Consider the following 21,192-nt stretch of genomic DNA (forward strand, 5'->3'; position numbering starts at 1 on the left):
TTTAATAGCGCCATAAGATACACTGGGCACATTAAGCATATTACCTGATTTATATAGAGAGTCATCATGGCAAAGAAGTTTTATGTGGTATGGGCAGGCCGAGAAACGGGCGTGTTTACCAGTTGGGATTACACTAAAAAGCAGGTAGATAAATTCCCCCAAGCGAAATACAAGTCCTTTCCTACAGAGGCACAGGCGAAAGCGGCATTTGCGGCATCACCGGCTAGCAGTATGGGTAAAGCAACAGCAAAAGCGGGCTCGGCTAGTAATAACAAGCCTGTAAAAAGTAATGCTGTGGAATCGATCAAAACTAAACAGGTCGATCTAAGTACTCACGATACCATCGTATTTACCGATGGCGGCTGTGAGCCAAACCCAGGTAAAGCAGGTTCTGGTATGGCGGTTTATCGTCAAGGCCAAGTCAGCGAGTTATGGTATGGGCTATATAATGCTAACGGCACCAACAACAGCGCAGAGCTAAATGCTTTATATCAAGCGTTGTTAGTCGCTGAGAAAAGCATTAATGCACAACAAAGTGTTAAGGTAATGAGTGACTCACAGTATTCAATTAACTGTATTACAAACTGGGCTTACGGCTGGAAGTCAAAAGGTTGGAAACGCAAAGTCGCTGGAGATATTGCTAATTTGGAGGTGATCCAACAAGCCCATGAATTATATGATCGCATAAAAGATAACATGGCTATTGCTCACGTGGCAGCGCATATCGGTATTGAAGGTAATGAGCTTGCCGATCGCATGTCAATTTACGCCATCGATAAGAAGAATCCGGATTTTACCCTCTATGATAAGCCGATTGACTTAAGTGCCATTTTAGCGCTTAGAACGGGTTAACCTTTTAAGGATATACATTCTCAATAATATTTATTTTAACTGTATTATCGTACTTATAAAAAATCACTTAATGTGGCTGTAGTGTACATAAAATAAGAGTTACAGCTATTTTAGGTGTTGCTTTATTAGTGCTTTTGTTAATGTTTATATTAAGCATTGTTAATGACTTTACCATCTGATCGTACCAGTTGACTATCTTGCTCGCAAAATGCTTATTATTTTTTGGAAGTCGAGCTAAAAAATGACCTAGATCATATTTCGCTATTTAGAATTCTATATTCTTCGCCGTGAAATTAGTTACCTCATTTAAGGTCATTTTTATGCAAAGAGATTCAATCAATGCGCAGGATGTTGCAGTTGCAGCTCAAGAAGAGCAAACCCCAGTAAAAGGCTGGTCACGCCAAGACACTACTTGGATGCTTAGTTTGTTTGGTACCGCTGTTGGTGCAGGTATTTTATTTTTACCGATAAATGCTGGTATGGGTGGGTTTTGGCCATTAGTGTTAATGGCAATCATCATCGGCCCTATGACTTACCTCGCTCATCGTGGTTTATCTCGTTTTGTTTGTTCTTCTAAAAATCCTGGTAGTGATATCACTCAAGTGGTTGAAGAGCATTTTGGTGTCAGTGCAGGTAAAGCCATTACTGTCCTGTATTTCTTTGCTATTTTCCCTATTGTGCTTATTTATGGTGTTGGAATCACTAACACGGTAGATAGCTTCATCGTAAACCAGCTTGGTTTTGCTTCACCTCCACGCATTATTTTATCTGCAGTACTGATTATTGGCATGATGTCAGTAATGGTTGCGGGTGAAAAATTCATGTTGAAAGTGACCCAGTTCTTAGTTTATCCGCTTGTGGCTATTCTTGCATTTATGTCTTTCTACCTGATCCCTGATTGGAAATTAGATGCATTACAAGTTGTGCCTTCTGCTGGTGAATTCCTTGGTACTGTGTGGTTAACTATTCCAGTGCTGGTGTTTGCATTTAACCATTCACCTGCTATTTCACAGTTCTCAGTGTCACTTAAACGTGAACATGGTGACAATGCAGCTAAAAAAGCCGACGTGATTTTACGTAACACGTCAATGATGCTTGTTGGTTTCGTCATGCTCTTCGTATTCTCTTGTGTATTGTCTTTAAGCCCTGCACAACTTGCTGAAGCAAAAAGTGAAAACTTAGCTATTTTGTCTTACTTAGCCAATGTTCATTCAAGCGGCTTTGTTAGCTACTTCGGTCCTATCATTGCATTCATTGCGATTATCTCTTCTTTCTTTGGTCATTACTTAGGTGCGACTGAAGGCTTAAAAGGCATGATCACTAAACAATTACGTAGCAGTAATAAAGAAGTGTCTGATGCAAAATTGAATAAATTCATCTTAGGCTTCATGTTCTTCAGCATTTGGATTGTTGCGGTAATTAACCCTAGCATTCTAGGCATGATTGAAGCGTTAGGTGGTCCAATTATTGCGGCAATTCTTTACCTAATGCCAATGTATGCTGTGCATAAAGTGCCTGCTTTGAAAGCGTATCGTGGTCGTATCAGCAACGTATTTGTTGTGATTGCAGGTCTGTTAGCAATGACGGCAATTCTATTTGGTTTAATGAGCTAATCGCTTTTAATCAACAGTATTAAGCCGTTCATTTTAGTTGTGAGTGGTTATTCGAGGAGTGCAATCTGTGCTCCTCTTTTTCTTGTTTTAAGCTGTGCTGCTTTGCCAGTAGAGCATTGAGGTTTATTTATGTTTAGTGCATTTGAAATCTTTAAGATTGGTATTGGTCCTTCTAGTTCTCATACCGTTGGGCCGATGAAAGCGGCGAATTGTTTTATTAATGATTTAATCGAGCAAGGTCAACTAACACAAATCACTAAGTTTACCGTTGATGTTTACGGCTCATTGTCTTTAACTGGTAAAGGTCATCATACTGATATTGCTATTATTATGGGACTTGCTGGTAATGAACCTGAAACGGTAGAAATTGAAAGCATTGAACCTTTTATTGCACAGGTAGAGAAAAACCAAGAAATCATTATTGGTGATGCCATTCACCACGTTGATTTTCCACATGATGCATTAATATTCCACCCTGATACTTTGCCATTGCATGAGAATGGCATGAAGCTACATGCATGGAGTGGTGATAAGTGTGTTTATAGCAACACCTACTATTCTATTGGTGGCGGCTTTATTGTTGAAGAAAAAGACTTTAACCAAAGTCATTCTAATGGTGTTGAAGTGCCGTTTCACTTCAACTTTGCCGATGAGCTTGTTGCTCATTGTCAGCAGTCTGGATTAAGCATCAGCGGCTTGATGAAGCAAAATGAATTATGTTTTCGCAGCGAAGAAAGCATGTATTCAGGCTTTAGTTTAGTGTGGAAAACCATGCAAGATGCCATTGAAAAGGGCTGTAATACTGAAGGTGTTTTAGCTGGGCCTTTGAAAGTATCACGTCGCGCTCCAGCATTACATCGTGAGTTACTTCGCAGTGAAAAAGTGAGCAATGACCCGATGGAAATCATCGACTGGGTTAACTTATTTGCTTTAGCGGTCAGTGAAGAAAATGCGGCTGGTGGCAGGGTTGTGACCTCACCGACCAATGGTGCAGCAGGGATCATTCCTGCGGTACTGGCTTACTACAATAAGTTTATCCAAAAGGTTGGACCCAAAGAATGCAGCCGTTATTTTTTAGCCGCTGCAGCAGTAGGCTCGCTTTATAAACGCAATGCATCGATTTCTGGCGCTGAAGTTGGTTGTCAGGGCGAAGTGGGCGTTGCATGTTCAATGGCTGCAGCTGGTTTAGCTGAACTGATGGGCGGCTCACCTGCACAAGTGTGTATGGCTGCCGAAATTGGTATGGAGCATAACTTGGGGCTAACTTGCGATCCGGTTGCAGGCCAAGTTCAAGTCCCTTGTATTGAACGTAATGCTATTGCATCTGTTAAAGCAATAAACTCATCGCGTATGGCGCTTCGTCGTAATTCAGAACCGAGAGTGAGCTTAGACAAGGTGATTGCTACCATGTATGAAACCGGTAAAGATATGCATGTTAAATATCGTGAAACCAGCCAAGGCGGCTTAGCGATTAAAGTGGTTAATTTGTGTGCGTAAATGTGTGCCGTTTTATCTGCTTCGTTTAGTGTTCTAAATAATAAAAAGGCTTTCAAATGAAAGCCTTTTTTGTTTACGAGATTGTCCACTTCATTGCGTTAATTCTATTCGCTGTACGTTATGCCTTTGAGCCTTCAGCAAGCTCTTCGTACATCAGGTAGTGGCTTTGCTCCATACCTAATGATTCATAGGTTTTCTGCGCAGCTAGATTATCGTGCTCCACATATAATCTGAAACTTGCTGCGCCACCCATTTCAGCTGCCTTGGTTTTTACCGTTTGATAAAGCTTGGCATAGATCCCTTGGCGACGATTTTGTGGACGAATATAAACACTCTGAATCCAACAGTAATTAGTTGCGCGCCAGTCACTCCACTCAAGTGTCACCATTAAAGAACCTGCAATTTCTCCCTCTATTTCGGCCACTAAATAGAAACCCTTTTCAGGGCTGTCAAGCATAGTGTCAACGCCCTTGGTAAGCAGTGCATTGTCTAATGACAAGTTTTCTGTCTCCATTGCCATGGCTTGGTTAAATTCAACTAATGCTGCTAAATCTGATAGTTGGCCTTTTCTTATTTTCATTGTGGCTCCTTGATGCGAAAGAGTTGCATATTTTTACGACATTTTTATTCGACTAAAGTCTAAGCTGCTATGCTTAATACTCATCTTGTATGGTTTGAGAGAATGCTATGAATAAATCAAAATATCAATTCAGAGTATACCGCTACTTTGCGCATCCTAATCGTATTAGTTACGCCATTAACGAGCAATTGCAGGCTTCATATCTTGCAGCTACTCCTAATTCACAGCCGGTAATTAACCATGTGCTGCACTTTACATTGACCTTAATGACTTTTGGGTTATGGGCCATTGTGTGGTGGTGGCTAATATTAAAAGCGCGTGGGGAGCAAGATAATCTTTTTGCAGGCTTTGATGATGACTATTGGAGTTACTTGATTGAAAGAGAGCGCCCACCTGCGGCGCTGTATCCTATAAAAGTAGGAAAAGAGCGAGTTGAGTGTATTTTCGAGGCCTAATGCTATTTATTAAGCTTTAGCGATGCGTAAGATGATATAGATCACCCATCTGATTGTAATTGTCGTGCTAGTATGCCGCGCCGATTCTGCTGATTATTGCCATAAATCAACTCAATATGCCGTTCGGCGCGAATTTATTACAACTCACTTACTCAATCTGCAAGGTTTACATCATGTCAAAACATGCTCCGTCACTGCCAAGTCGAGTTTGGTCTCGCTGGATGTCAGTTCCGTTATGGTTACAAATTCTTATCGGGATGGTGTTAGGTATTATTGCTGGGGTCAGCTTAGGCGAAGATGCAAGCTATCTTAAGCCGATTGGTACTTTATTTGTTAACACCATTAAAATGCTCATTGTGCCGCTAGTATTTTGTTCGTTAATTGTCGGGGTTACCTCGATGCAAGATACCGCCAAGATGGGGCGAATTGGTTTCAAATCTTTTGCATTTTATTTAGGTACAACCTCTATTGCTATCAGTATTGGCTTATTGGTTGGCAATATCATGCAGCCGGGAGCCGGACTTGGTTTACAAACTAGTGAGATCATTAATGAAGTAAAAGAAGTGCCCACCTTAATGGAAACCTTGATTAATATCGTACCCACTAACCCTGTAGCTGCGCTGGCAAGTGGTCAGATTTTACAGGTGATTGTATTTGCAGTTGCTTTGGGTATTTCACTGGTATTGATAGGCGATCACGGTAAGCCCGCTATTCGAGTATTTGAAAGTTTAGCAGAAGCCATGTTCAAGCTAACTGATCTTGTCATGAAGCTTGCTCCTTATGGCGTCTTTGGCTTGATGGCTTGGGTTGCTGGCGAGTATGGCCTTGATATGTTACTGCCATTAATTAAAGTGATTATTGCCGTTTATGTTGGTTGTGCTTTGCATATCTTAGGTTTCTACAGCCTAGTGTTAAGCTTGTTCGGTAAACTGAATCCGATTCAATTTTTCAAAGGCATCGGCAATGCAATGGCGGTGGCATTTACCACTTCAAGCTCTGCGGGCACATTACCTGCAAGTATGAAATGTGCTAGCGAAAACTTAGGGATTAACAAGAAGATTTCAAGTTTCGTATTACCGCTTGGTACGACAATCAACATGGATGGCACCGCACTTTATCAAGGTGTAACGGCGTTGTTCGTCGCTCAAGCATTTGGTATTGATTTAACTTGGGTTGATTACATCACCATTATATTAACCGCAACGCTTGCGTCTATAGGTACCGCTGGCGTACCTGGTGCGGGTCTTGTGATGTTAACATTAGTATTAACCACAGTTGGTTTACCGCTAGAAGGTGTAGCGATTATTGCCGGTATTGACCGTGTGTTAGATATGGCGCGAACTGTGGTCAATGTATCTGGTGATTTAGTAGCAACAACGATTATTGCCCGTTCTGAAGATGAGATTGATGTAGAGCATTACAATGCAGATATGGAGCAATCAGCGATTATTGCTCAACACGCTGAGGTCGATATGAAGCAGAAAGTAGAAGATAATATTCGAACGAGTTAGCGCTCTATTGACTGGTTTTATTCGTTTCGAGAAACAAAAAAGAGTCGTTACATCATTGATTAATTGATGAAACGACTCTTTTTTTTCATGAGATTTAATCTTCTTTCTTGCTTAACACTAATAAGTTAGCACCCGCATCAGACTTTAATAATAATTTGCCTGATTTCGATATTGTGATGTTAGTGACTAGTGGCATAGCTTTCATCACGCGCTGTTCTTGCTTCATCAGTACATCAACGCATGCCATCATGCTTGAACCTGCGGGTAAAAGTGTTAATTGGTTTTCTTCTTGTTCATACTCACCAAAAAACTGATTGCAGCTATTATTACCTGATAGTTTGCCGTCAGCAGCGAAAATGATTTCAGCAGGACTGTGATTGATTACGGCTTCAGATAATGCTGACTCCACATGCCAGTTACCTACTATATTGATTTCTTCAGCTTGATGACTGTTGCTTTGACAAGCACTAAGGCCGAAAATAACCAAACAAGCAGTGAAAATGGGTTTTATCATGATGGATTGATTCCAATAAGGATGCTAATACGTATTAATATCCATAGTATATACTGTGTTTTGCGGTTATTTTTCACTTTCAACAAGATTTAATCTTTTAACGTATAAAAGTTGCTGTTTCAGGTATTCAAATCAATTTATCTTTCGGTTTATTTCTTAATAAGAGTTGCGCTAATGAGTAAGATTTTTAAGATGATGCATATGCTTGGGTTATTGTCTGTTGGCATAGGTGCGAGCTTGTACCTTTTTACTGACTTCGCCAACGAAGTCAGCGGCATGTTGCTTGTTGCCAGTTTAATTGGCGTTGGCTTATTAATCATGGCACCTTACCCTGTTGCGTTAGTATTTGATTGGGCGCAAAAACAAAATGGTGATAACGCTTCTAAATGAATATTAAATACCGATTAGCAAATGAAGCTGATGCTAATGCTATTGCTCAGCTTGAAAAGCAGTATATGAATGATGAATTATCTTCTTCTGCAGACGTGATGTCTGGTCAGTGTTTTTCTAAAATACAAATAAGTGAGTTGATTAAAAAAGGCTGGATTATGTTGGCTGAAACAACAGAAAATGAAAATGTTGTCACAGCTATTATTGGTTACGTCATTGCGGGTCCATGGTCATGGTTTCAAGCTTGGGGGATTTATGCCCACGTACTACGCAAAATGAATGATATTGAAGTGGGTTTTAGTCGACTAAGCTCAAACAATAGCTGCCAGTATGGACCAATATGGATACATCCCAATTATCGTGGTCAGGGTATCTTTGAGCAATTAGTGCAACAACTTAAACGTAAAGTTTCAGCCAAATACAGCTTTATGGTGACATTTATTGCTGAAGAAAATGCGCTCTCCTTTGCCGCGCACACTAAGAAATCGCCAATGGAAGTCGTGGATTACTTCAGCTTTCAACAACGTGATTACTATTTGTTAGTGATGAAAAACTAGCCCTAATCACTCTAATCTTTTTATTAATCTTTTAAATTGAGTAATCCCCTTATGGCACATTCTGAATCGATAACCTTTGAACAAGTATTTCAACCTTATCTGCATTTAAGGTTGGCAGCGTTTGAAAACCTAAAAATTGTGGTTGGTGTTTTGGCGGCTTTGGAAAAGCATTATTCAGCCTTTGAAATTGAACTTAACCCTCAACTCTTCATTTCACAAGTGGAGGACAAAAGCAGTTCAAGCGCTGAGGGCAAGTCACCACTCAACTTGAAGCCATATTATATTGTTGAAACTGAGTTTGGTAATATTGTGTGCGGCCGCACAAATGGTTATGAAGAGGCCATAAAACTGATAGCAACAGATGCTGAACCTATTGATTTATCTTCAGGCAAGTCGGTTAATGTGCCTATTCTTAGTCTGCAGCAGATTTCATTTATGTGTGTTGAAACTTCACACTTCGATCATTGTTAATCAGGTCGTTAAGTTCAAATGCTAATTGAACGCCTTATTTTGAAACAAGCTTCATCAGAATTAAGGGTCTATCTGGCTGTTGGTACTTAAGAAATAATTGTTGGATATCATTATCAGGTTTGTGGCAAACGATAAAACCATAAGCTTGATAAAATGATTCAAGTTCGGGAATCGCAAAAACATAAGCTTGTTCGAGTAATAATTCAGGTTTTATATATTCCAGTAATTGATGAGCAAACCCTTGTCCTCGTGCAATTTGTGCGACGACTAATCCAGTGACCAATTGACACTTGCCGATAGGTTTAATTCGAATGCTGGCTTCAATTTCACCCAGTGAACCCAATGAATCTTTGGCTTCAACCTCTATGTTTATGCCTTGATTCAATTCAGATAAATCATCACTCAAATCATCACTTAGAACATCACTTAGAGCTCCACTCAAGCCAGCATCTATTACGCTATTATTTTGCAGTTTGCGATAAACACCTTTTGTACTGCTATTTCTTATGAGTGCTATGCGATCGTTAATACTGGGTTTTGAGTAACTTAAATGTTGGCGATAAAAAAGTTTTATTTCAGACCACTGCATTTGGGCGAGTAAAATCTGGCTATTGTCTTGTTTTGGGGTTTGTTCATGATTTTGTTCATGGCTTTTTTCAAGGTTGTGTTTAGGCTTCTGCTTATGAGTGAGCAGAAACGCTGGAGGGGAAAACCACTCAGGCATGGGCACAATGATCCTGTCAATTTTTATAAGTAATCTGAGTTTTGTGTTTCGCCATCATAACAAATCATCAGTTTAGCTGATATGAATAGCTAAATTTCAATGATCTAGCCCTCGCTCAATAACATCACTACCTTCTGCGCGTTAAATGTTGAGCATAATATGCTCAGTTTTGCTGATAAATTATGTTAATGACTTGTTTCTTTTGAGTGGGAAGATTTGGGCTTGTTTGAACAATTATAGGGTGATAGCTTAGTAAGTAACTTATTTAGCATATGATTTTCATCAGTTTACCCGAGCTCAATTAGCTAAGTTGATGTTTAGAACAACTTGAGACATAAATGGAATTTTTGCCAGAATCATTAACACCGCAACAAGTTTATAAATTGCTTATTGGTGGTGTCAGCCCAAGACCCATTGCTTGGGTTTCAACAGTATCAAAATCAGGGGTCAATAATTTAGCACCTTTTTCATTTTTTACTGTAGCAAGTGCTAATCCACCAGTCTTGTGTTTTAACCCTATGAGCACAGATAAAGGGGCTGAGAAAGACACTTTAGTCAATATTCGTGAACAGCAAGAATTTGTGATTAATAGTGTCAGCTATTCAGATTTAGCGGTGATGAATCAAACCTGCCATCAAATCCCCGCAACTGAAGATGAGTTTGAATATGCAAGTGTTGAGAAACAGGCTTCATCGATAGTCGCTCCGCATAGAGTGAAGCAAGCGATTGTCAGTTTTGAATGTAGACTAAATCAAATTGTAGATTTAGGGCAGGATCCTATGTCAGGCCATTTAGTGCTAGGTGATGTGGTTGCTATTCACGTGCAAGATGATGCCGTTACTGACTTTAAAATCGACAGTGAAATGTTGGATGCCATCGGCAGAATGGCGGGTAATGACTATAGTTTAACAAGAGACAAAGTGCAGCTAAATCGATAACTTTTGAATTAGTGAGGCTCCAGTAGGAGTGCGAATATCGGTATATGACCATATTAATGAAGGATCATCGAGGTCATTTTTTTAGCAGTTGAGCATTAATGACAGGGAGAGATAATGCCAATTTCAAGTTCAATTACCAATAAACTTACCAGTAAGCAACGTGATGTCACTCAAGGTATTGTGATAGGGATGCTTGTGTCTTTTGCTGTGGTGATTTATGGCGCACTAGCAAACCCTTTTGAATATAGTGAGCCACAATCATTAATTGAAAGGTTGGTCATTTATGCCTATGGGATGATTTTACCAACGTTAAGCTTAATCATTGCTGTGGGGCGTGTTGCTAAGCATCGATTTTTCAGTGCGAAAGATATTGATGGTAGCAGTTATTATGAGCAATCAGAGCGAGTTAGGCGCTTGCAAAGTGTTCTGCAAAATACCTTAGAACAATTTTGTATTGTGATGAGTGTGTATTTCTTATGGGCTTTCATTATGCCCGCTGACTATATGTCGTTAATTGGATTAATTTCGGTATTATTTTTTATCGGCCGAATATTGTTTATGCGCGGTTATGATAAAGGGGCGGGGGCAAGATCTATCGGCTTTAGCTTGACCTTTTATCCGTCGGTGTTAACTGTGGGCGCGATTATCATTTATCTTTTCTATCGTACTTTCACCTAGCCTGTAGTGTACATATCTATCTTGCACTGCCAATAGTTATCTATCTTGCACTGTACATAGTTATTTTGAACTCTAGATATCAAGTGAGATAAATTAAAGGCACAAAAAAACCGTCAATTGACGGTTTTTTTATTGCTTAACTTAGCGTAAACAATTTACTTGGCATCAGCAGTCAATAAGTTTAAAACTTATAGACCTGCATCAGCGCGTAAGATTTCAGCTTTATCAGTTGCTTCCCAAGGGAACTCTTCACGACCGAAGTGACCGTATGCAGCTGTTCCTTGGTAGATAGGACGTGCAAGGTCTAGCATTGCTGTTAAGCCGTATGGACGTAGCTCAAAGTGCTGACGTACAAGCTTAATCAATACATCTTCAGATACTTTACCAGTACCAAATGTTTCAATGCTGATAGATGTTGGTTCTGCAACACCAATTGCATAAGACACTTGGATTTCACAGCGGTCGGCAAGACCTGCAGCAACGATATTTTTAGCAACGTAACGCGCAGCATATGCAGCACTACGGTCAACTTTTGATGGGTCTTTACCAGAGAAAGCACCACCACCGTGACGAGCCATACCGCCGTAGGTATCTACGATGATTTTACGGCCTGTTAAACCACAGTCACCTACCGGTCCGCCAATAACGAAACGACCAGTTGGGTTGATGAAGTATTTAGTGTCTTTGTTTAACCACTGAGATGGTAAAACAGGCTTAATGATGGTTTCCATCACGCCTTCAATCAAGTCTTCTTGGGTCACATCTTCACGATGTTGAGTCGAAAGCACGATAGCATCGATGCCTTTGATTTTGCCATTTTCATAAGCAAAAGTGACTTGGCTTTTCGCATCAGGACGTAACCAAGGTAAAGTACCATCTTTACGCACTTCAGACTGACGCTTCACTAATTTGTGTGCGTAAGTAATCGGTGCAGGCATTAATACGTCGGTTTCGTTACTCGCGTAACCAAACATAAGACCTTGGTCACCCGCGCCTTGTTCAGCAGGATCGCTACGGTCAACACCTTGGTTAATGTCTGGAGACTGTTTACCAATGGCATTTAAAATCGCACAAGAATCAGCATCAAAACCCATATCTGAATGGGTGTAACCAATTTCACGTACTGTTTTACGTGTGATTTCTTCGATATCAACCCAAGCAGAAGTTGTGACTTCACCGCCGACTAAAACCATACCGGTTTTAACGTAAGTTTCACAAGCAACGCGTGCTTTAGGGTCTTGCTCTAAAATTGCGTCTAATACCGCATCAGAAATCTGATCGGCGATTTTATCTGGATGACCTTCTGAGACTGATTCAGAGGTGAACAAGTGGTTTGCCATAGTTGGTAAATCTCGTCTTTTGGAATTTGAACGTGTAGAAGCATCTACATCTAGACGTCTATAATAATTCAAATCGGATTGGATAACACCCCTTAGAACTAATATAAGTTAATAATTGTGCAATCATTCAAAGATTTATAAAAACTGATTTATACCTGTTTCATATTTTTAATAAATTAATCTTATGAATTTTATGCTAATTATTTGCTTTACAGCCTACGTTTTAGTTGGGTGAGGTTAAAAATAAAACAATAACTTTAGTTGATGATTATCACTTTGTTGTTTTTTATTGCTAATTGGCAATAAAGTTCACGCACCTTTATTACGCTTACTTTGAGCTTTAGATCAATAAATCCATAAATATGGCCTTTGAATGACGATTAAATAGATATCATCGTTGCCGTGATTATTATTTGTTCAAGGTTGTGATGAATTGGGCTCAAGCTGGCGATATGTATTGATTCAAGAAAATGGTGATGGTTTGTTCAAATATTCACCAGCAATATCCTATCGAAAACAGTTAGATGTAAAAAATAGTTAATAGATCTAATAATAATTTGCGTCCCATCGCTGAGTAGGGGAAAATATGTCCCCACAATTGCCCGCTAGACCTCATCATCAACAAGCAGGAGAGAGCATGTCATCTCGTAAAGAACTCGCTAACGCAATCCGTGCATTAACCATGGATGCTGTTCAAAAAGCCAATTCTGGCCACCCAGGTGCACCAATGGGGATGGCTGACATCGCTGAAGTGCTATGGAATGACTTCCTTAAGCACAACCCAAACAACCCAGAATGGGTTGATCGTGACCGTTTTGTATTATCAAATGGCCATGGTTCAATGCTTATCTACTCTTTACTGCATTTAACAGGTTATGCATTACCTATTGAAGAATTGAAGAACTTCCGTCAGCTTCATTCTAAAACTCCTGGTCATCCTGAATATGGTTATACGCCAGGTGTTGAAACTACAACGGGCCCATTAGGCGCTGGTATCAGTAACGCTGTCGGTATGGCGATTGCTGAAAAAACCTTGGCTGCTCAGTTTAACCAACCTGGCCACGATATCGTCGACCATTTCACATACTGCTTCTTAGGTGATGGCTGTTTGATGGAAGGTATTTCTCATGAAGCATGTTCATTAGCAGGTACTTTAGGTCTTGGTAAGCTTGTGGCTTTCTGGGATGACAATGGTATTTCTATTGATGGTCATGTTGAAGGCTGGTTCACCGATGACACGCCTAAACGTTTTGAGTCATACGGCTGGCACGTTATCGCAGACGTAGATGGACACGATAGTGATGCAATCCGCGCAGCTATTGAAGAAGCGAAGTCTGTTACTGATAAGCCAACAATGATTTGTTGTAAAACGACCATTGGTTTTGGTTCGCCAAATAAATCAGGTAGTCATGATTGTCACGGCGCACCACTGGGTGATGCTGAAATCGCTGCAGCACGTGAATTCCTTGGTTGGGAGCACGGTGCATTTGAAATCCCTGAAACTGTTTATGAAGGTTGGGATGCAAAAGATTCTGGCGCTTCAAACGAAGCAAGCTGGAACGAGAAATTTGCAGCTTATACTGCCGCTTTCCCTGAGCTAGCAGCTGAATACAAACGTCGTGTTATCACAGGCGAGCTTCCTGCAGAATTTGAAGAAAAAGCCAACGCATTTATTCAAGAATGCCAAGATAAAGCAGAAGGCATTGCAAGTCGCAAAGCTTCACAAAACGCCATCGGTTTCTTCGGCGAAATGTTACCTGAACTGTTAGGTGGCTCTGCTGACTTAGCGGGTTCAAACCTGACTCTTTGGTCTGGTTCAAAAGGTATTCAAGACGATCCTGCTGGCAACTACATCTACTACGGTGTACGTGAGTTCGGTATGAGCGGCATTATGAATGGTGCTTCTTTGCATGGTGGTTTCATTAACTACGGCGCGACGTTCATGATGTTCATGGAATACGCTCGCAATGCAGTACGTATGTCAGCATTAATGGGTATTCAAAACGTGTTCGTTTATACCCATGATTCAATTGGTCAAGGTGAAGATGGACCAACTCACCAACCAGTAGAGCAACTTGCTAACTTACGCATGACGCCAAACATGACTGTATGGCGCCCATGTGATGCGGCTGAAACTGCTGTATCTTGGAAGTCTGCTATTGAAAACCGTAAAGCGCCTACTTCACTTATCTTTAGTCGCCAAGGCCTTAAGGCACAAGCACGTACAGCTGAGCAATTAGCTAATGTTGCTAAAGGTGGTTATGTACTGTCTGATTGTAAAGGTACTGCTGAAGTGATTCTAATTGCTACAGGTAGTGAAGTGCAGCTAGCACTTGATTCTGCTGCAGCATTGACTGAAAAAGGTCAAAAAGTTCGCGTTGTTTCTATGCCATCTACTAACGTATTTGATAAGCAAGATGCAGCTTATAAAGAATCAGTATTACCTGCTGGCGTACTGAAACGTGTTGCTATTGAAGCTGCGCATGTTGATTACTGGCACAAATATGTTGGTTTTAACGGCGCAGTAGTCGGTATGTCTACGTTTGGTGAGTCTGCACCTGGCGGCGATTTATTGAAGCACTTCGGCTTTACCGTTGAAAACGTGGTTAACACAGTGAATGCTCTTGTTTAACCAATATACAGTTAAATAATAAGGGTAAACTTTTACCCTTTAAGTCTGTATAATGCGGCCTGCAATCACTTGCAGGCCGTTTTATTATCTGCTTTTTACTGAGTACTGTTAAGAGGAAGCTTAACCCTCAATGATCCGAGTCGCTATCAATGGTTATGGCCGTATAGGTCGTTCTATCCTCCGTGCACTATACGAGTCGGGTAAACGTCAAGAAATCCAGATCGTGGCAATTAATGAACTTGCCAAACCTGCCGCAATCAGTCACCTCACTCAATATGATACGACTCATGGCCGTTTTCAAAATACGGTTAAGTTAAAAGATGAACAGCTCGTCATCGGCGATGATGTGATTCAATTGTTCCATCAGCCTGACGCGAATTTACTGCCTTGGTCAGATCTCGATATTGATATCGTTTATGAATGCAGTGGTAGTTTAGGCGATCGAGCAGAATGCGAAGCGCATATAAAAGCCGGTGCCAAACAAGTCCTGATTAGTCACCCTTCTTCTGCTGATGTTGATGCCACCATAGTCTTTGGTGTCAATGATGATTTACTCAAAGCAGACCATACAGTGGTATCAAATGCATCATGTACCACCAACTGTATTGTGCCTGTCATTGATGTGCTAGATAATCACTTCGGGGTGAAAAGCGGCGCAATAACCACTATCCATTCATCGATGAATGATCAACAAGTTATTGATGCGTATCATGACGATTTACGCAGAACACGTGCAGCGGGTCAATCCATCATCCCAGTAGATACAAAACTTGCTCGCGGCATTGAAAGAATTTTGCCGCACATGAAAGATAAATTTGAAGCGATTTCAGTGCGAGTGCCCACTATTAATGTCACCGCAATTGATTTATCGGTGACATTGAATGAGCGAGTAGATATTGCCAAGATAAACCATGTTTTAGAGCATGCAGCCAGCGGATTATTTAACGCGGTGCTAGGCTATACCGATGCGCCATTGGTGTCGTGTGATTTTAACCACGACCCGCGCTCCAGTATTGTTGATGGCACTCAAACGCGGGTGAGCGACGGCCACTTGGTCAAGTTATTACTTTGGTGTGATAACGAATGGGGTTTTGCCAATCGAATGCTCGACACCAGCTTAGCAATGATATTAGCTAAGCAAACAGATAACTAATTTTATTGTTATTGAGCGCTTTATCTCTGCGGGTAAAGCGCTCAGTAGCAAAAGCAGTTTTGTTTTTAAATTATAAGGAAAGTCTAATGGCTATTATCAATATGAGTGAGTTAGATTTAACCAATAAGCGTGTGCTTATTCGTGAAGATCTAAACGTGCCTGTCAGTGATGGTGTTGTAACGAGTGATGCTCGTTTACGTGCTGCTTTACCAACAATTAAGCTAGCGCTTGAAAAAGGTGCAGCTGTGATGGTGATGTCACATTTAGGTCGTCCAACTGAAGGCGAGTTTAACCCTGAGTTTTCTATGCAGCCAGTGGTGAACTACTTAAATGAAGCACTTGATTGCCCTGTAAGTTTAGCGTCAGATTACCTTGACGGTGTTGAAGCTAAAGTTGGTGAAGTCGTGGTATTCGAAAACGTTCGCTTTAACGTCGGCGAAAAGAAAAACGATGAAGCTTTAGCTAAAAAACTAGCGGCATTATGTGATGTCTACGTAATGGATGCATTTGGTACAGCGCATCGTGCGCAAGCATCGACTCATGGCGTTGGACTTCATGCATCAGTAGCTTGTGCTGGCCCACTTCTAGCGGGCGAGCTATCTGCTCTGGGTAAAGCATTAGATAATCCAGCCCGTCCAATGGTTGCTATAGTAGGTGGTTCAAAAGTATCAACAAAACTGACCGTTCTTGAAAGCTTATCAACTAAGGTTGATCAATTAGTTGTCGGTGGCGGAATTGCGAACACATTCGTCGCGGCAGCTGGCCACCAAGTGGGTAAGTCATTATTTGAAGCTGATTTAGTGGATGAAGCTAAACGTTTAGTTGCAAACGCACAAAGCCGTGGCGGCGATATCCCTGTACCGACTGATGTTGTTGTAGCGAGTGAATTTAGCCCAACAGCTGAAGCTACATTAAAATCAGTTAGTGACGTATCTGATACTGATATGATTTTTGATATCGGCCCTGATAGCGCAGAAGCTTTAGCTAAAATTATTGAAACAGCAGGCACTGTTGTGTGGAATGGCCCAGTTGGCGTATTCGAATTTGACCAATTTGGCGAAGGTACTAAACGTATCGCGCAGGCGATTGCCGATTCGAGTGCATTCTCTATTGCAGGTGGTGGCGATACGTTAGCAGCAGTAGATAAATATGATATTGCTGATAAAGTCTCTTATATCTCTACAGGTGGTGGTGCTTTCCTTGAGTTCCTTGAAGGAAAAGAATTACCTGCAGTAACCATGCTTGAACAGCGTGGTGCTTAACAAGCAAGTATAAAAAACGTTTTAGCCATTTCGTCACTTAGATGCTAACCAAAGAGTTGGCACTAAGGCTGATGGGCTAAAACGGAAAGATTGCAGTAAGAAAAATATAATTATTAGAAAAAAACCGCCCGTGTTCTTTATTGAAACGTTGGCTATTTACGGATAGTTAACCTGGCTTTGAAGTGTCATAGGGTATAAAAATCAATCCAAAGCGATAGCGACCTAGGTGAGACATCACCCTACTTTTGGAGTAAAAAATGGCCTTAATATCTCTACGTCAAATGTTAGATCATGCTGCAGAACACGATTACGGTGTTCCAGCATTCAACGTAAACAACCTTGAGCAAATGCGTGCAATTATGCAAGCTGCTGAAGCAACTGACAGCCCTGTGATTGTTCAGGCATCAGCTGGCGCACGTAAGTACGCTCGTCCTCAGTTTCTTAAGTACTTGATGGCTGCTGCTCTTGAGCAATATCCAGATATTCCAGTATGTATTCACCAAGACCATGGTACCGATCCTGATATTTGTCAGCGTTCTATCCAATTAGGTATGTCTTCAGTAATGATGGACGGTTCTTTGATGGCTGATGGTAAGACACCAGCATCGTATGATTACAACGTGGATGTAACGCGTCGTACTGTTGCTTTTGCACACGCTTGTGGTGTGTCTGTTGAAGGTGAAATTGGTTGTTTAGGTAGCCTTGAAACCGGTGAAGCTGGCGAAGAAGATGGCATTGGCGCTGCGGGTATCCTAACAATGGATCAAATGTTAACTACGCCAGAAGAAGCTGCACGTTTTGTTGCTGATACTCATGTTGATGCATTGGCTATTGCAATTGGTACCAGCCATGGTGCTTACAAGTTCAGCCAACGTCCTACTGGTGATGTGTTGCGTATTGACCGTATTAAAGAAATCCACGCTCGCATTCCTAATACTCACTTAGTTATGCACGGTTCTTCTTCTGTACCGCAAGAGTGGTTAGAAGTGATTAACCAGTACGGCGGCGCGATCCCTGAAACTTACGGTGTGCCATTAGAAGAAATCGTTGAAGGTATTAAGCACGGTGTGCGTAAAGTGAATATCGATACTGATCTACGTTTAGCATCAACGGGTGCTGTACGTAAATTCCTTGCTGAAAATCCATCAGAATTTGATCCACGTAAATTCTTAAAAGCATCTATGGAAGCAATGGCTGACATCTGTACAACACGTTACGAAGCATTTGGTTGTGCTGGCATGGGCTCTAAGATCAAGCCTAAGTCACTACAAGCAATGTATAAAGCGTATCAGTCAGGTGAACTTAATCCTCAAATTAACTAATGGCTGACTTTTACAAGAGTCTTTAGTTATATGAGCATTTAGTTACATGAGTCTTTAGTTATATGTGAAAGTAACAACACTTATCAGTTAACTAATTGATTAATAAAGCTTCAAAAAACCAGCGGTCAACGCTGGTTTTTTTATGTCCAAATTTTGATGAAACAACTTGTATCAAAGGCGTTTATAACGCATTATCCCCGCCCTTAAAAATGGAATAAAACTGACTCAGCTTAATTAGAGACATATTAACTGTCATTTTGAGTCGTTAACCTTGTCATGGAATATGCTCACCTTTAACCATTACTGAAGTACTAACATGCACGTAAAATCAGATAAACCACTCTCATTATTCGCGTTGACTTGGCCATTATTTTTCGATTTTGCGCTACATTTTTTAACCGCAGCGTTAAATACGTTAATGATTAGCCGTGTTTCCTATCAAGGGGTGGCAGCGTTATCTGTTGGTAATATGGTCTTTGAGTTATCCATTACCTTATTTAGTTTTGTCAGTATTGGCGCGAGTGTGGTCATTACCCAATATTTGGGGGCTAAAAATCGATCAACAGCCCGCGATGTTGTTTATTCCTCTATTGGGTTTAATTTAATGGTTGGGGTTGCAGCAGCGCTTGGAGTATTTTTTGGCGCGGGGCTAATACTGCACCTGATGAACTTACCGGTAGAGTTAATTCCCGATGCTAAGTTATATTTGCAAATCGTTGGTATCTGTTTGATCCCTGAAGCTATGGCAATGTGCTTAGCTGCTGGGATGCGTGCCCATGGATTTACTCAGCAAGCCATGTGGGTCACTTTATTAATGAACGTGATTACCTTCTTGGGCAATTTATTATTGCTATACGGCTGGTTCGGTATACCCCAAATGGGCGTCGCTGGCGTTGCTATTAGTACCGTAGTAGGTCGACTCGTCGGCATGTCTTTGATGGCATATTTATTTGTTAAGTACACCCAAATTCCGCTTAAAATAACTGAAATTATTAAGCCTAAAAAGCATTTACTTGCCAAAGTATTCCATATTGGCTTACCTGCGGCAGGGGAAAATATCTCTTGGATGCTGCAATTTATGGTGGTGACAGCCTTTGTTGGTTTGATGGGTGATAAAGCCCTTGCAGCGCAAGCGCTTTATTTTCAAGTCTGTATGTTCATTCTTTTGTTCGGTTTATCTATCGGTATTGGCAATGAAATTATGATTGGCCATATGATTGGTGCCAAGCAATACCAAGCTGCTGAGACACAAATGTATCGAGCACTCAAAATTGGACTGGTTCTAACGACGATTGTTGCAATTCTTGCCGCCTTAATGGGGGAAAGGTTAGTGGCCTTTTTCACAGATGATCAAGATATTCTCGCTATGGTTGGGCAATTATTTCTTCTGACTTTATTGATGGAGCCAGGGAGAACCTTCAACTTAGTGGTAATTAATGCTCTGAGAGCTAGCGGTGATGCACGCTTCCCCTTTTTTGCTGGTCTTATATCTATGTGGTGTATAGCTGTGCCTGGTGCATACTTCTTTGGTATTTGCCTCGACTTAGGCTTGGTCGGCATTTGGATGGCCTTGGCGATAGACGAATGGGTGAGGGGATTAACCATGTTATGGCGCTGGCGGAGTGGCCGCTGGCAAAGTAAGAGCTTGTTATCTGCTTAAAAACCGCCATTTGGAGTTTAAATATTAAATGCACAGTAGTTTTTTCATTTTTGATACCAAAGTGTTAGAATTCGGTTCGATTTCTGGGGTGAACTTGAATTAATTGTAAATAAAGGATTTGATGACATGAAAAAACTGCTACTTGCTGCAGCTGTAACACTTGCCATGCCATTTGCGGCCCATGCTGGTGCTGATTTTGTTGAAGGTGATGCGACGTTTGCTGGTGAAGCTGAGTTAGGTGCAACGTTAACAACGGGTAACACTGATACTTCTTCTTTTAAAGCCCGTCTTGGCCTTAAACAAGAGCTGGGTAACTGGGAAAATGCTTACTTACTAGAAGGCTTATATAAAGAAGACTCTGGTGAGAATACGGCAAAACGTTACTATGCTGGTATCCAAGGTGATTATAAGTTTGATGAAAAGAACTACATGTATATCACAGCAAACTACGAAGCCGATCCTTTTACTGGTTTTGATTATAAAGCAATTGGTTCAGCCGGTTATGGTCATAAATTTATCGATACGGGTAGAACATTTTTAAGTGCTGAAATTGGTCCTGGTTACATTTATAAAAAGCTAGATGATGAACAGTCTTTAGCATTGGGCTATGACACTGAAGATAGTGTAGTTGCCCATGGTGCACTTAACTTTTCTTATGAAATAACAGAAAGCTCTAAGTTTACTCAACTCTTCGTAGCTGATTACGGTGATTATTTAGAGGGACGTTCTGAGTCTGCGTTAACAGCTAACATTATCGGTGCGTTAGCGATGAAGTTTGCTGTGATTGTTCGTTACAACAGTGAGCCTTTAGAAGGTTTCAAAAGCACTGATACTGAAACAAACATGACACTGTTATACGCATTCTAATGTATTCGGGATATCACCGGTAAACATTTGTGTGAACCTATAAAAGCCGAGGATAACTCGGCTTTTTTGTCGCTATTTTTTGAAACGGTTTTACTTTTACCAAGCGTGTACCGCTCTAATGTTATTAGCGTTATGAATGTTACATTTGAGGGCTAGGTTTACTTTGTATAAACATA

At 40.9% G+C, this 21,192-nt stretch carries 20 protein-coding genes; 16 read left to right on the forward strand and 4 right to left on the reverse strand.

The window, feature by feature from the left end:
• Positions 1–66 precede the first annotated feature (66 nt).
• The 3 genes from LMH66_RS03445 to LMH66_RS03455 all read left to right on the forward strand — a co-directional run bounded on the left by LMH66_RS03445 (position 67) and on the right by LMH66_RS03455 (position 3,962).
• The gene (locus LMH66_RS03445) at positions 67–852 is read left to right on the forward strand and encodes a ribonuclease H family protein (RefSeq protein ID WP_229368545.1); all 786 of its coding nucleotides are present in this window, start codon (positions 67–69) and stop codon (positions 850–852) included.
• 320 nt (positions 853–1,172) lie between these two features.
• Positions 1,173–2,465 (forward strand): serine/threonine transporter, encoded by a 1,293-nt coding sequence (locus LMH66_RS03450; RefSeq protein ID WP_102527827.1) that lies wholly within the window; start codon positions 1,173–1,175, stop codon positions 2,463–2,465.
• Positions 2,466–2,594: 129 nt separating this feature from the next.
• Positions 2,595–3,962 carry an L-serine ammonia-lyase gene (locus LMH66_RS03455; protein ID WP_229368546.1) on the forward strand — a complete coding sequence of 456 codons (1,368 nt, stop codon included), beginning with the start codon at positions 2,595–2,597 and terminating at the stop codon, positions 3,960–3,962.
• A 118-nt stretch (positions 3,963–4,080) separates the two neighbouring features.
• Here LMH66_RS03455 and LMH66_RS03460 read toward each other — a convergent pair whose 3' ends face one another.
• A complete protein-coding gene (locus tag LMH66_RS03460) occupies positions 4,081–4,542 on the reverse strand; it encodes a GNAT family N-acetyltransferase (protein ID WP_229368547.1) in 462 nt (153 codons plus the stop codon).
• Between the two features lie 107 nt (positions 4,543–4,649).
• On the opposite strand from LMH66_RS03460, the gene LMH66_RS03465 reads away from it, so the two are divergent.
• Together LMH66_RS03465 and LMH66_RS03470 are read left to right on the forward strand one after the other, a co-directional pair.
• The gene (locus tag LMH66_RS03465) at positions 4,650–4,997 is read left to right on the forward strand and encodes a hypothetical protein (protein ID WP_229368548.1); all 348 of its coding nucleotides are present in this window, start codon (positions 4,650–4,652) and stop codon (positions 4,995–4,997) included.
• 173 nt (positions 4,998–5,170) lie between these two features.
• Positions 5,171–6,508, forward strand: coding sequence for a dicarboxylate/amino acid:cation symporter (locus LMH66_RS03470; protein WP_229368549.1), 1,338 nt, complete (start codon positions 5,171–5,173; stop codon positions 6,506–6,508).
• Between the two features lie 94 nt (positions 6,509–6,602).
• Here the strand turns inward: LMH66_RS03470 and LMH66_RS03475 are convergent, their stop codons facing one another.
• Positions 6,603–7,022: an META domain-containing protein gene (locus LMH66_RS03475; protein WP_229368550.1), complete on the reverse strand. Its 420-nt coding sequence runs from the start codon at positions 7,020–7,022 to the stop codon at positions 6,603–6,605.
• A gap of 174 nt (positions 7,023–7,196) precedes the next feature.
• Here LMH66_RS03475 and LMH66_RS03480 point away from each other — a divergent pair, with 174 nt between their 5' ends.
• From LMH66_RS03480 to LMH66_RS03490, 3 genes are read left to right on the forward strand one after another with little or no spacing between them, the layout of a single operon-like run.
• Entirely contained in the window at positions 7,197–7,412 is a 216-nt protein-coding gene (locus LMH66_RS03480) for a hypothetical protein (RefSeq protein ID WP_102527822.1), read from the forward strand.
• Positions 7,409–7,969: a GNAT family N-acetyltransferase gene (locus LMH66_RS03485; RefSeq protein WP_229368551.1), complete on the forward strand. Its 561-nt coding sequence runs from the start codon at positions 7,409–7,411 to the stop codon at positions 7,967–7,969. Before LMH66_RS03480 ends, LMH66_RS03485 begins: the two co-directional genes overlap by 4 nt.
• Positions 7,970–8,020: 51 nt before the next feature.
• Positions 8,021–8,440 carry a hypothetical protein gene (locus LMH66_RS03490; protein WP_229368552.1) on the forward strand — a complete coding sequence of 140 codons (420 nt, stop codon included), beginning with the start codon at positions 8,021–8,023 and terminating at the stop codon, positions 8,438–8,440.
• Between the two features lie 34 nt (positions 8,441–8,474).
• Here the strand turns inward: LMH66_RS03490 and LMH66_RS03495 are convergent, their stop codons facing one another.
• The gene (locus tag LMH66_RS03495; RefSeq protein WP_229368553.1) at positions 8,475–9,164 is read right to left on the reverse strand and encodes a GNAT family N-acetyltransferase; all 690 of its coding nucleotides are present in this window, start codon (positions 9,162–9,164) and stop codon (positions 8,475–8,477) included.
• A gap of 338 nt (positions 9,165–9,502) precedes the next feature.
• Here LMH66_RS03495 and LMH66_RS03500 point away from each other — a divergent pair, with 338 nt between their 5' ends.
• Together LMH66_RS03500 and LMH66_RS03505 are read left to right on the forward strand one after the other, a co-directional pair.
• Entirely contained in the window at positions 9,503–10,102 is a 600-nt protein-coding gene (locus LMH66_RS03500; protein WP_229368554.1) for a flavin reductase family protein, read from the forward strand.
• 114 nt (positions 10,103–10,216) lie between these two features.
• On the forward strand, positions 10,217–10,780 hold the full coding sequence (locus tag LMH66_RS03505) for an MAPEG family protein (RefSeq protein ID WP_102527817.1): 564 nt from the start codon (positions 10,217–10,219) through the stop codon (positions 10,778–10,780).
• Between the two features lie 188 nt (positions 10,781–10,968).
• Here LMH66_RS03505 and metK read toward each other — a convergent pair whose 3' ends face one another.
• Positions 10,969–12,120, reverse strand: a complete 1,152-nt coding sequence (gene metK, locus LMH66_RS03510) for a methionine adenosyltransferase (protein ID WP_102527816.1) — start codon at positions 12,118–12,120, stop codon at positions 10,969–10,971.
• A 637-nt stretch (positions 12,121–12,757) separates the two neighbouring features.
• Here metK and tkt point away from each other — a divergent pair.
• The 6 genes from tkt (at position 12,758) to LMH66_RS03540 (ending at position 21,016) form a co-directional block, all read left to right on the forward strand.
• The gene (gene tkt / locus LMH66_RS03515; protein ID WP_229368579.1) at positions 12,758–14,752 is read left to right on the forward strand and encodes a transketolase; all 1,995 of its coding nucleotides are present in this window, start codon (positions 12,758–12,760) and stop codon (positions 14,750–14,752) included.
• A 130-nt stretch (positions 14,753–14,882) separates the two neighbouring features.
• Entirely contained in the window at positions 14,883–15,905 is a 1,023-nt protein-coding gene (gene epd / locus LMH66_RS03520) for an erythrose-4-phosphate dehydrogenase (protein ID WP_102527814.1), read from the forward strand.
• A gap of 86 nt (positions 15,906–15,991) precedes the next feature.
• Entirely contained in the window at positions 15,992–17,167 is a 1,176-nt protein-coding gene (locus tag LMH66_RS03525; RefSeq protein ID WP_229368555.1) for a phosphoglycerate kinase, read from the forward strand.
• Positions 17,168–17,424: 257 nt separating this feature from the next.
• Positions 17,425–18,489 carry a class II fructose-bisphosphate aldolase gene (gene fba / locus LMH66_RS03530; protein ID WP_102527812.1) on the forward strand — a complete coding sequence of 355 codons (1,065 nt, stop codon included), beginning with the start codon at positions 17,425–17,427 and terminating at the stop codon, positions 18,487–18,489.
• A 316-nt stretch (positions 18,490–18,805) separates the two neighbouring features.
• Positions 18,806–20,149: an MATE family efflux transporter gene (locus LMH66_RS03535; RefSeq protein WP_229368556.1), complete on the forward strand. Its 1,344-nt coding sequence runs from the start codon at positions 18,806–18,808 to the stop codon at positions 20,147–20,149.
• 126 nt (positions 20,150–20,275) lie between these two features.
• Complete coding sequence (locus tag LMH66_RS03540; RefSeq protein ID WP_102527810.1) at positions 20,276–21,016, forward strand: DUF481 domain-containing protein; 741 nt, start codon at positions 20,276–20,278, stop codon at positions 21,014–21,016.
• Positions 21,017–21,192: the final 176 nt, after the last annotated feature.

The organism is Shewanella sp. 10N.7, from assembly GCF_020806285.1.
GTDB lineage: Bacteria > Pseudomonadota > Gammaproteobacteria > Enterobacterales > Shewanellaceae > Shewanella > Shewanella electrodiphila.

Coding starts and splice junctions, on each gene's coding strand:
- LMH66_RS03445 (WP_229368545.1), top strand. CDS start 67: ATGGCAAAGAAGTTTTATGTGGTATGGGCAGGCCGAGAAACGGGCGTG.
- LMH66_RS03450 (WP_102527827.1), top strand. CDS start 1,173: ATGCAAAGAGATTCAATCAATGCGCAGGATGTTGCAGTTGCAGCTCAA.
- LMH66_RS03455 (WP_229368546.1), top strand. CDS start 2,595: ATGTTTAGTGCATTTGAAATCTTTAAGATTGGTATTGGTCCTTCTAGT.
- LMH66_RS03460 (WP_229368547.1), bottom strand. CDS start 4,542: ATGAAAATAAGAAAAGGCCAACTATCAGATTTAGCAGCATTAGTTGAA.
- LMH66_RS03465 (WP_229368548.1), top strand. CDS start 4,650: ATGAATAAATCAAAATATCAATTCAGAGTATACCGCTACTTTGCGCAT.
- LMH66_RS03470 (WP_229368549.1), top strand. CDS start 5,171: ATGTCAAAACATGCTCCGTCACTGCCAAGTCGAGTTTGGTCTCGCTGG.
- LMH66_RS03475 (WP_229368550.1), bottom strand. CDS start 7,022: ATGATAAAACCCATTTTCACTGCTTGTTTGGTTATTTTCGGCCTTAGT.
- LMH66_RS03480 (WP_102527822.1), top strand. CDS start 7,197: ATGAGTAAGATTTTTAAGATGATGCATATGCTTGGGTTATTGTCTGTT.
- LMH66_RS03485 (WP_229368551.1), top strand. CDS start 7,409: ATGAATATTAAATACCGATTAGCAAATGAAGCTGATGCTAATGCTATT.
- LMH66_RS03490 (WP_229368552.1), top strand. CDS start 8,021: ATGGCACATTCTGAATCGATAACCTTTGAACAAGTATTTCAACCTTAT.
- LMH66_RS03495 (WP_229368553.1), bottom strand. CDS start 9,164: ATGCCTGAGTGGTTTTCCCCTCCAGCGTTTCTGCTCACTCATAAGCAG.
- LMH66_RS03500 (WP_229368554.1), top strand. CDS start 9,503: ATGGAATTTTTGCCAGAATCATTAACACCGCAACAAGTTTATAAATTG.
- LMH66_RS03505 (WP_102527817.1), top strand. CDS start 10,217: ATGCCAATTTCAAGTTCAATTACCAATAAACTTACCAGTAAGCAACGT.
- metK (WP_102527816.1), bottom strand. CDS start 12,120: ATGGCAAACCACTTGTTCACCTCTGAATCAGTCTCAGAAGGTCATCCA.
- tkt (WP_229368579.1), top strand. CDS start 12,758: ATGTCATCTCGTAAAGAACTCGCTAACGCAATCCGTGCATTAACCATG.
- epd (WP_102527814.1), top strand. CDS start 14,883: ATGATCCGAGTCGCTATCAATGGTTATGGCCGTATAGGTCGTTCTATC.
- LMH66_RS03525 (WP_229368555.1), top strand. CDS start 15,992: ATGGCTATTATCAATATGAGTGAGTTAGATTTAACCAATAAGCGTGTG.
- fba (WP_102527812.1), top strand. CDS start 17,425: ATGGCCTTAATATCTCTACGTCAAATGTTAGATCATGCTGCAGAACAC.
- LMH66_RS03535 (WP_229368556.1), top strand. CDS start 18,806: ATGCACGTAAAATCAGATAAACCACTCTCATTATTCGCGTTGACTTGG.
- LMH66_RS03540 (WP_102527810.1), top strand. CDS start 20,276: ATGAAAAAACTGCTACTTGCTGCAGCTGTAACACTTGCCATGCCATTT.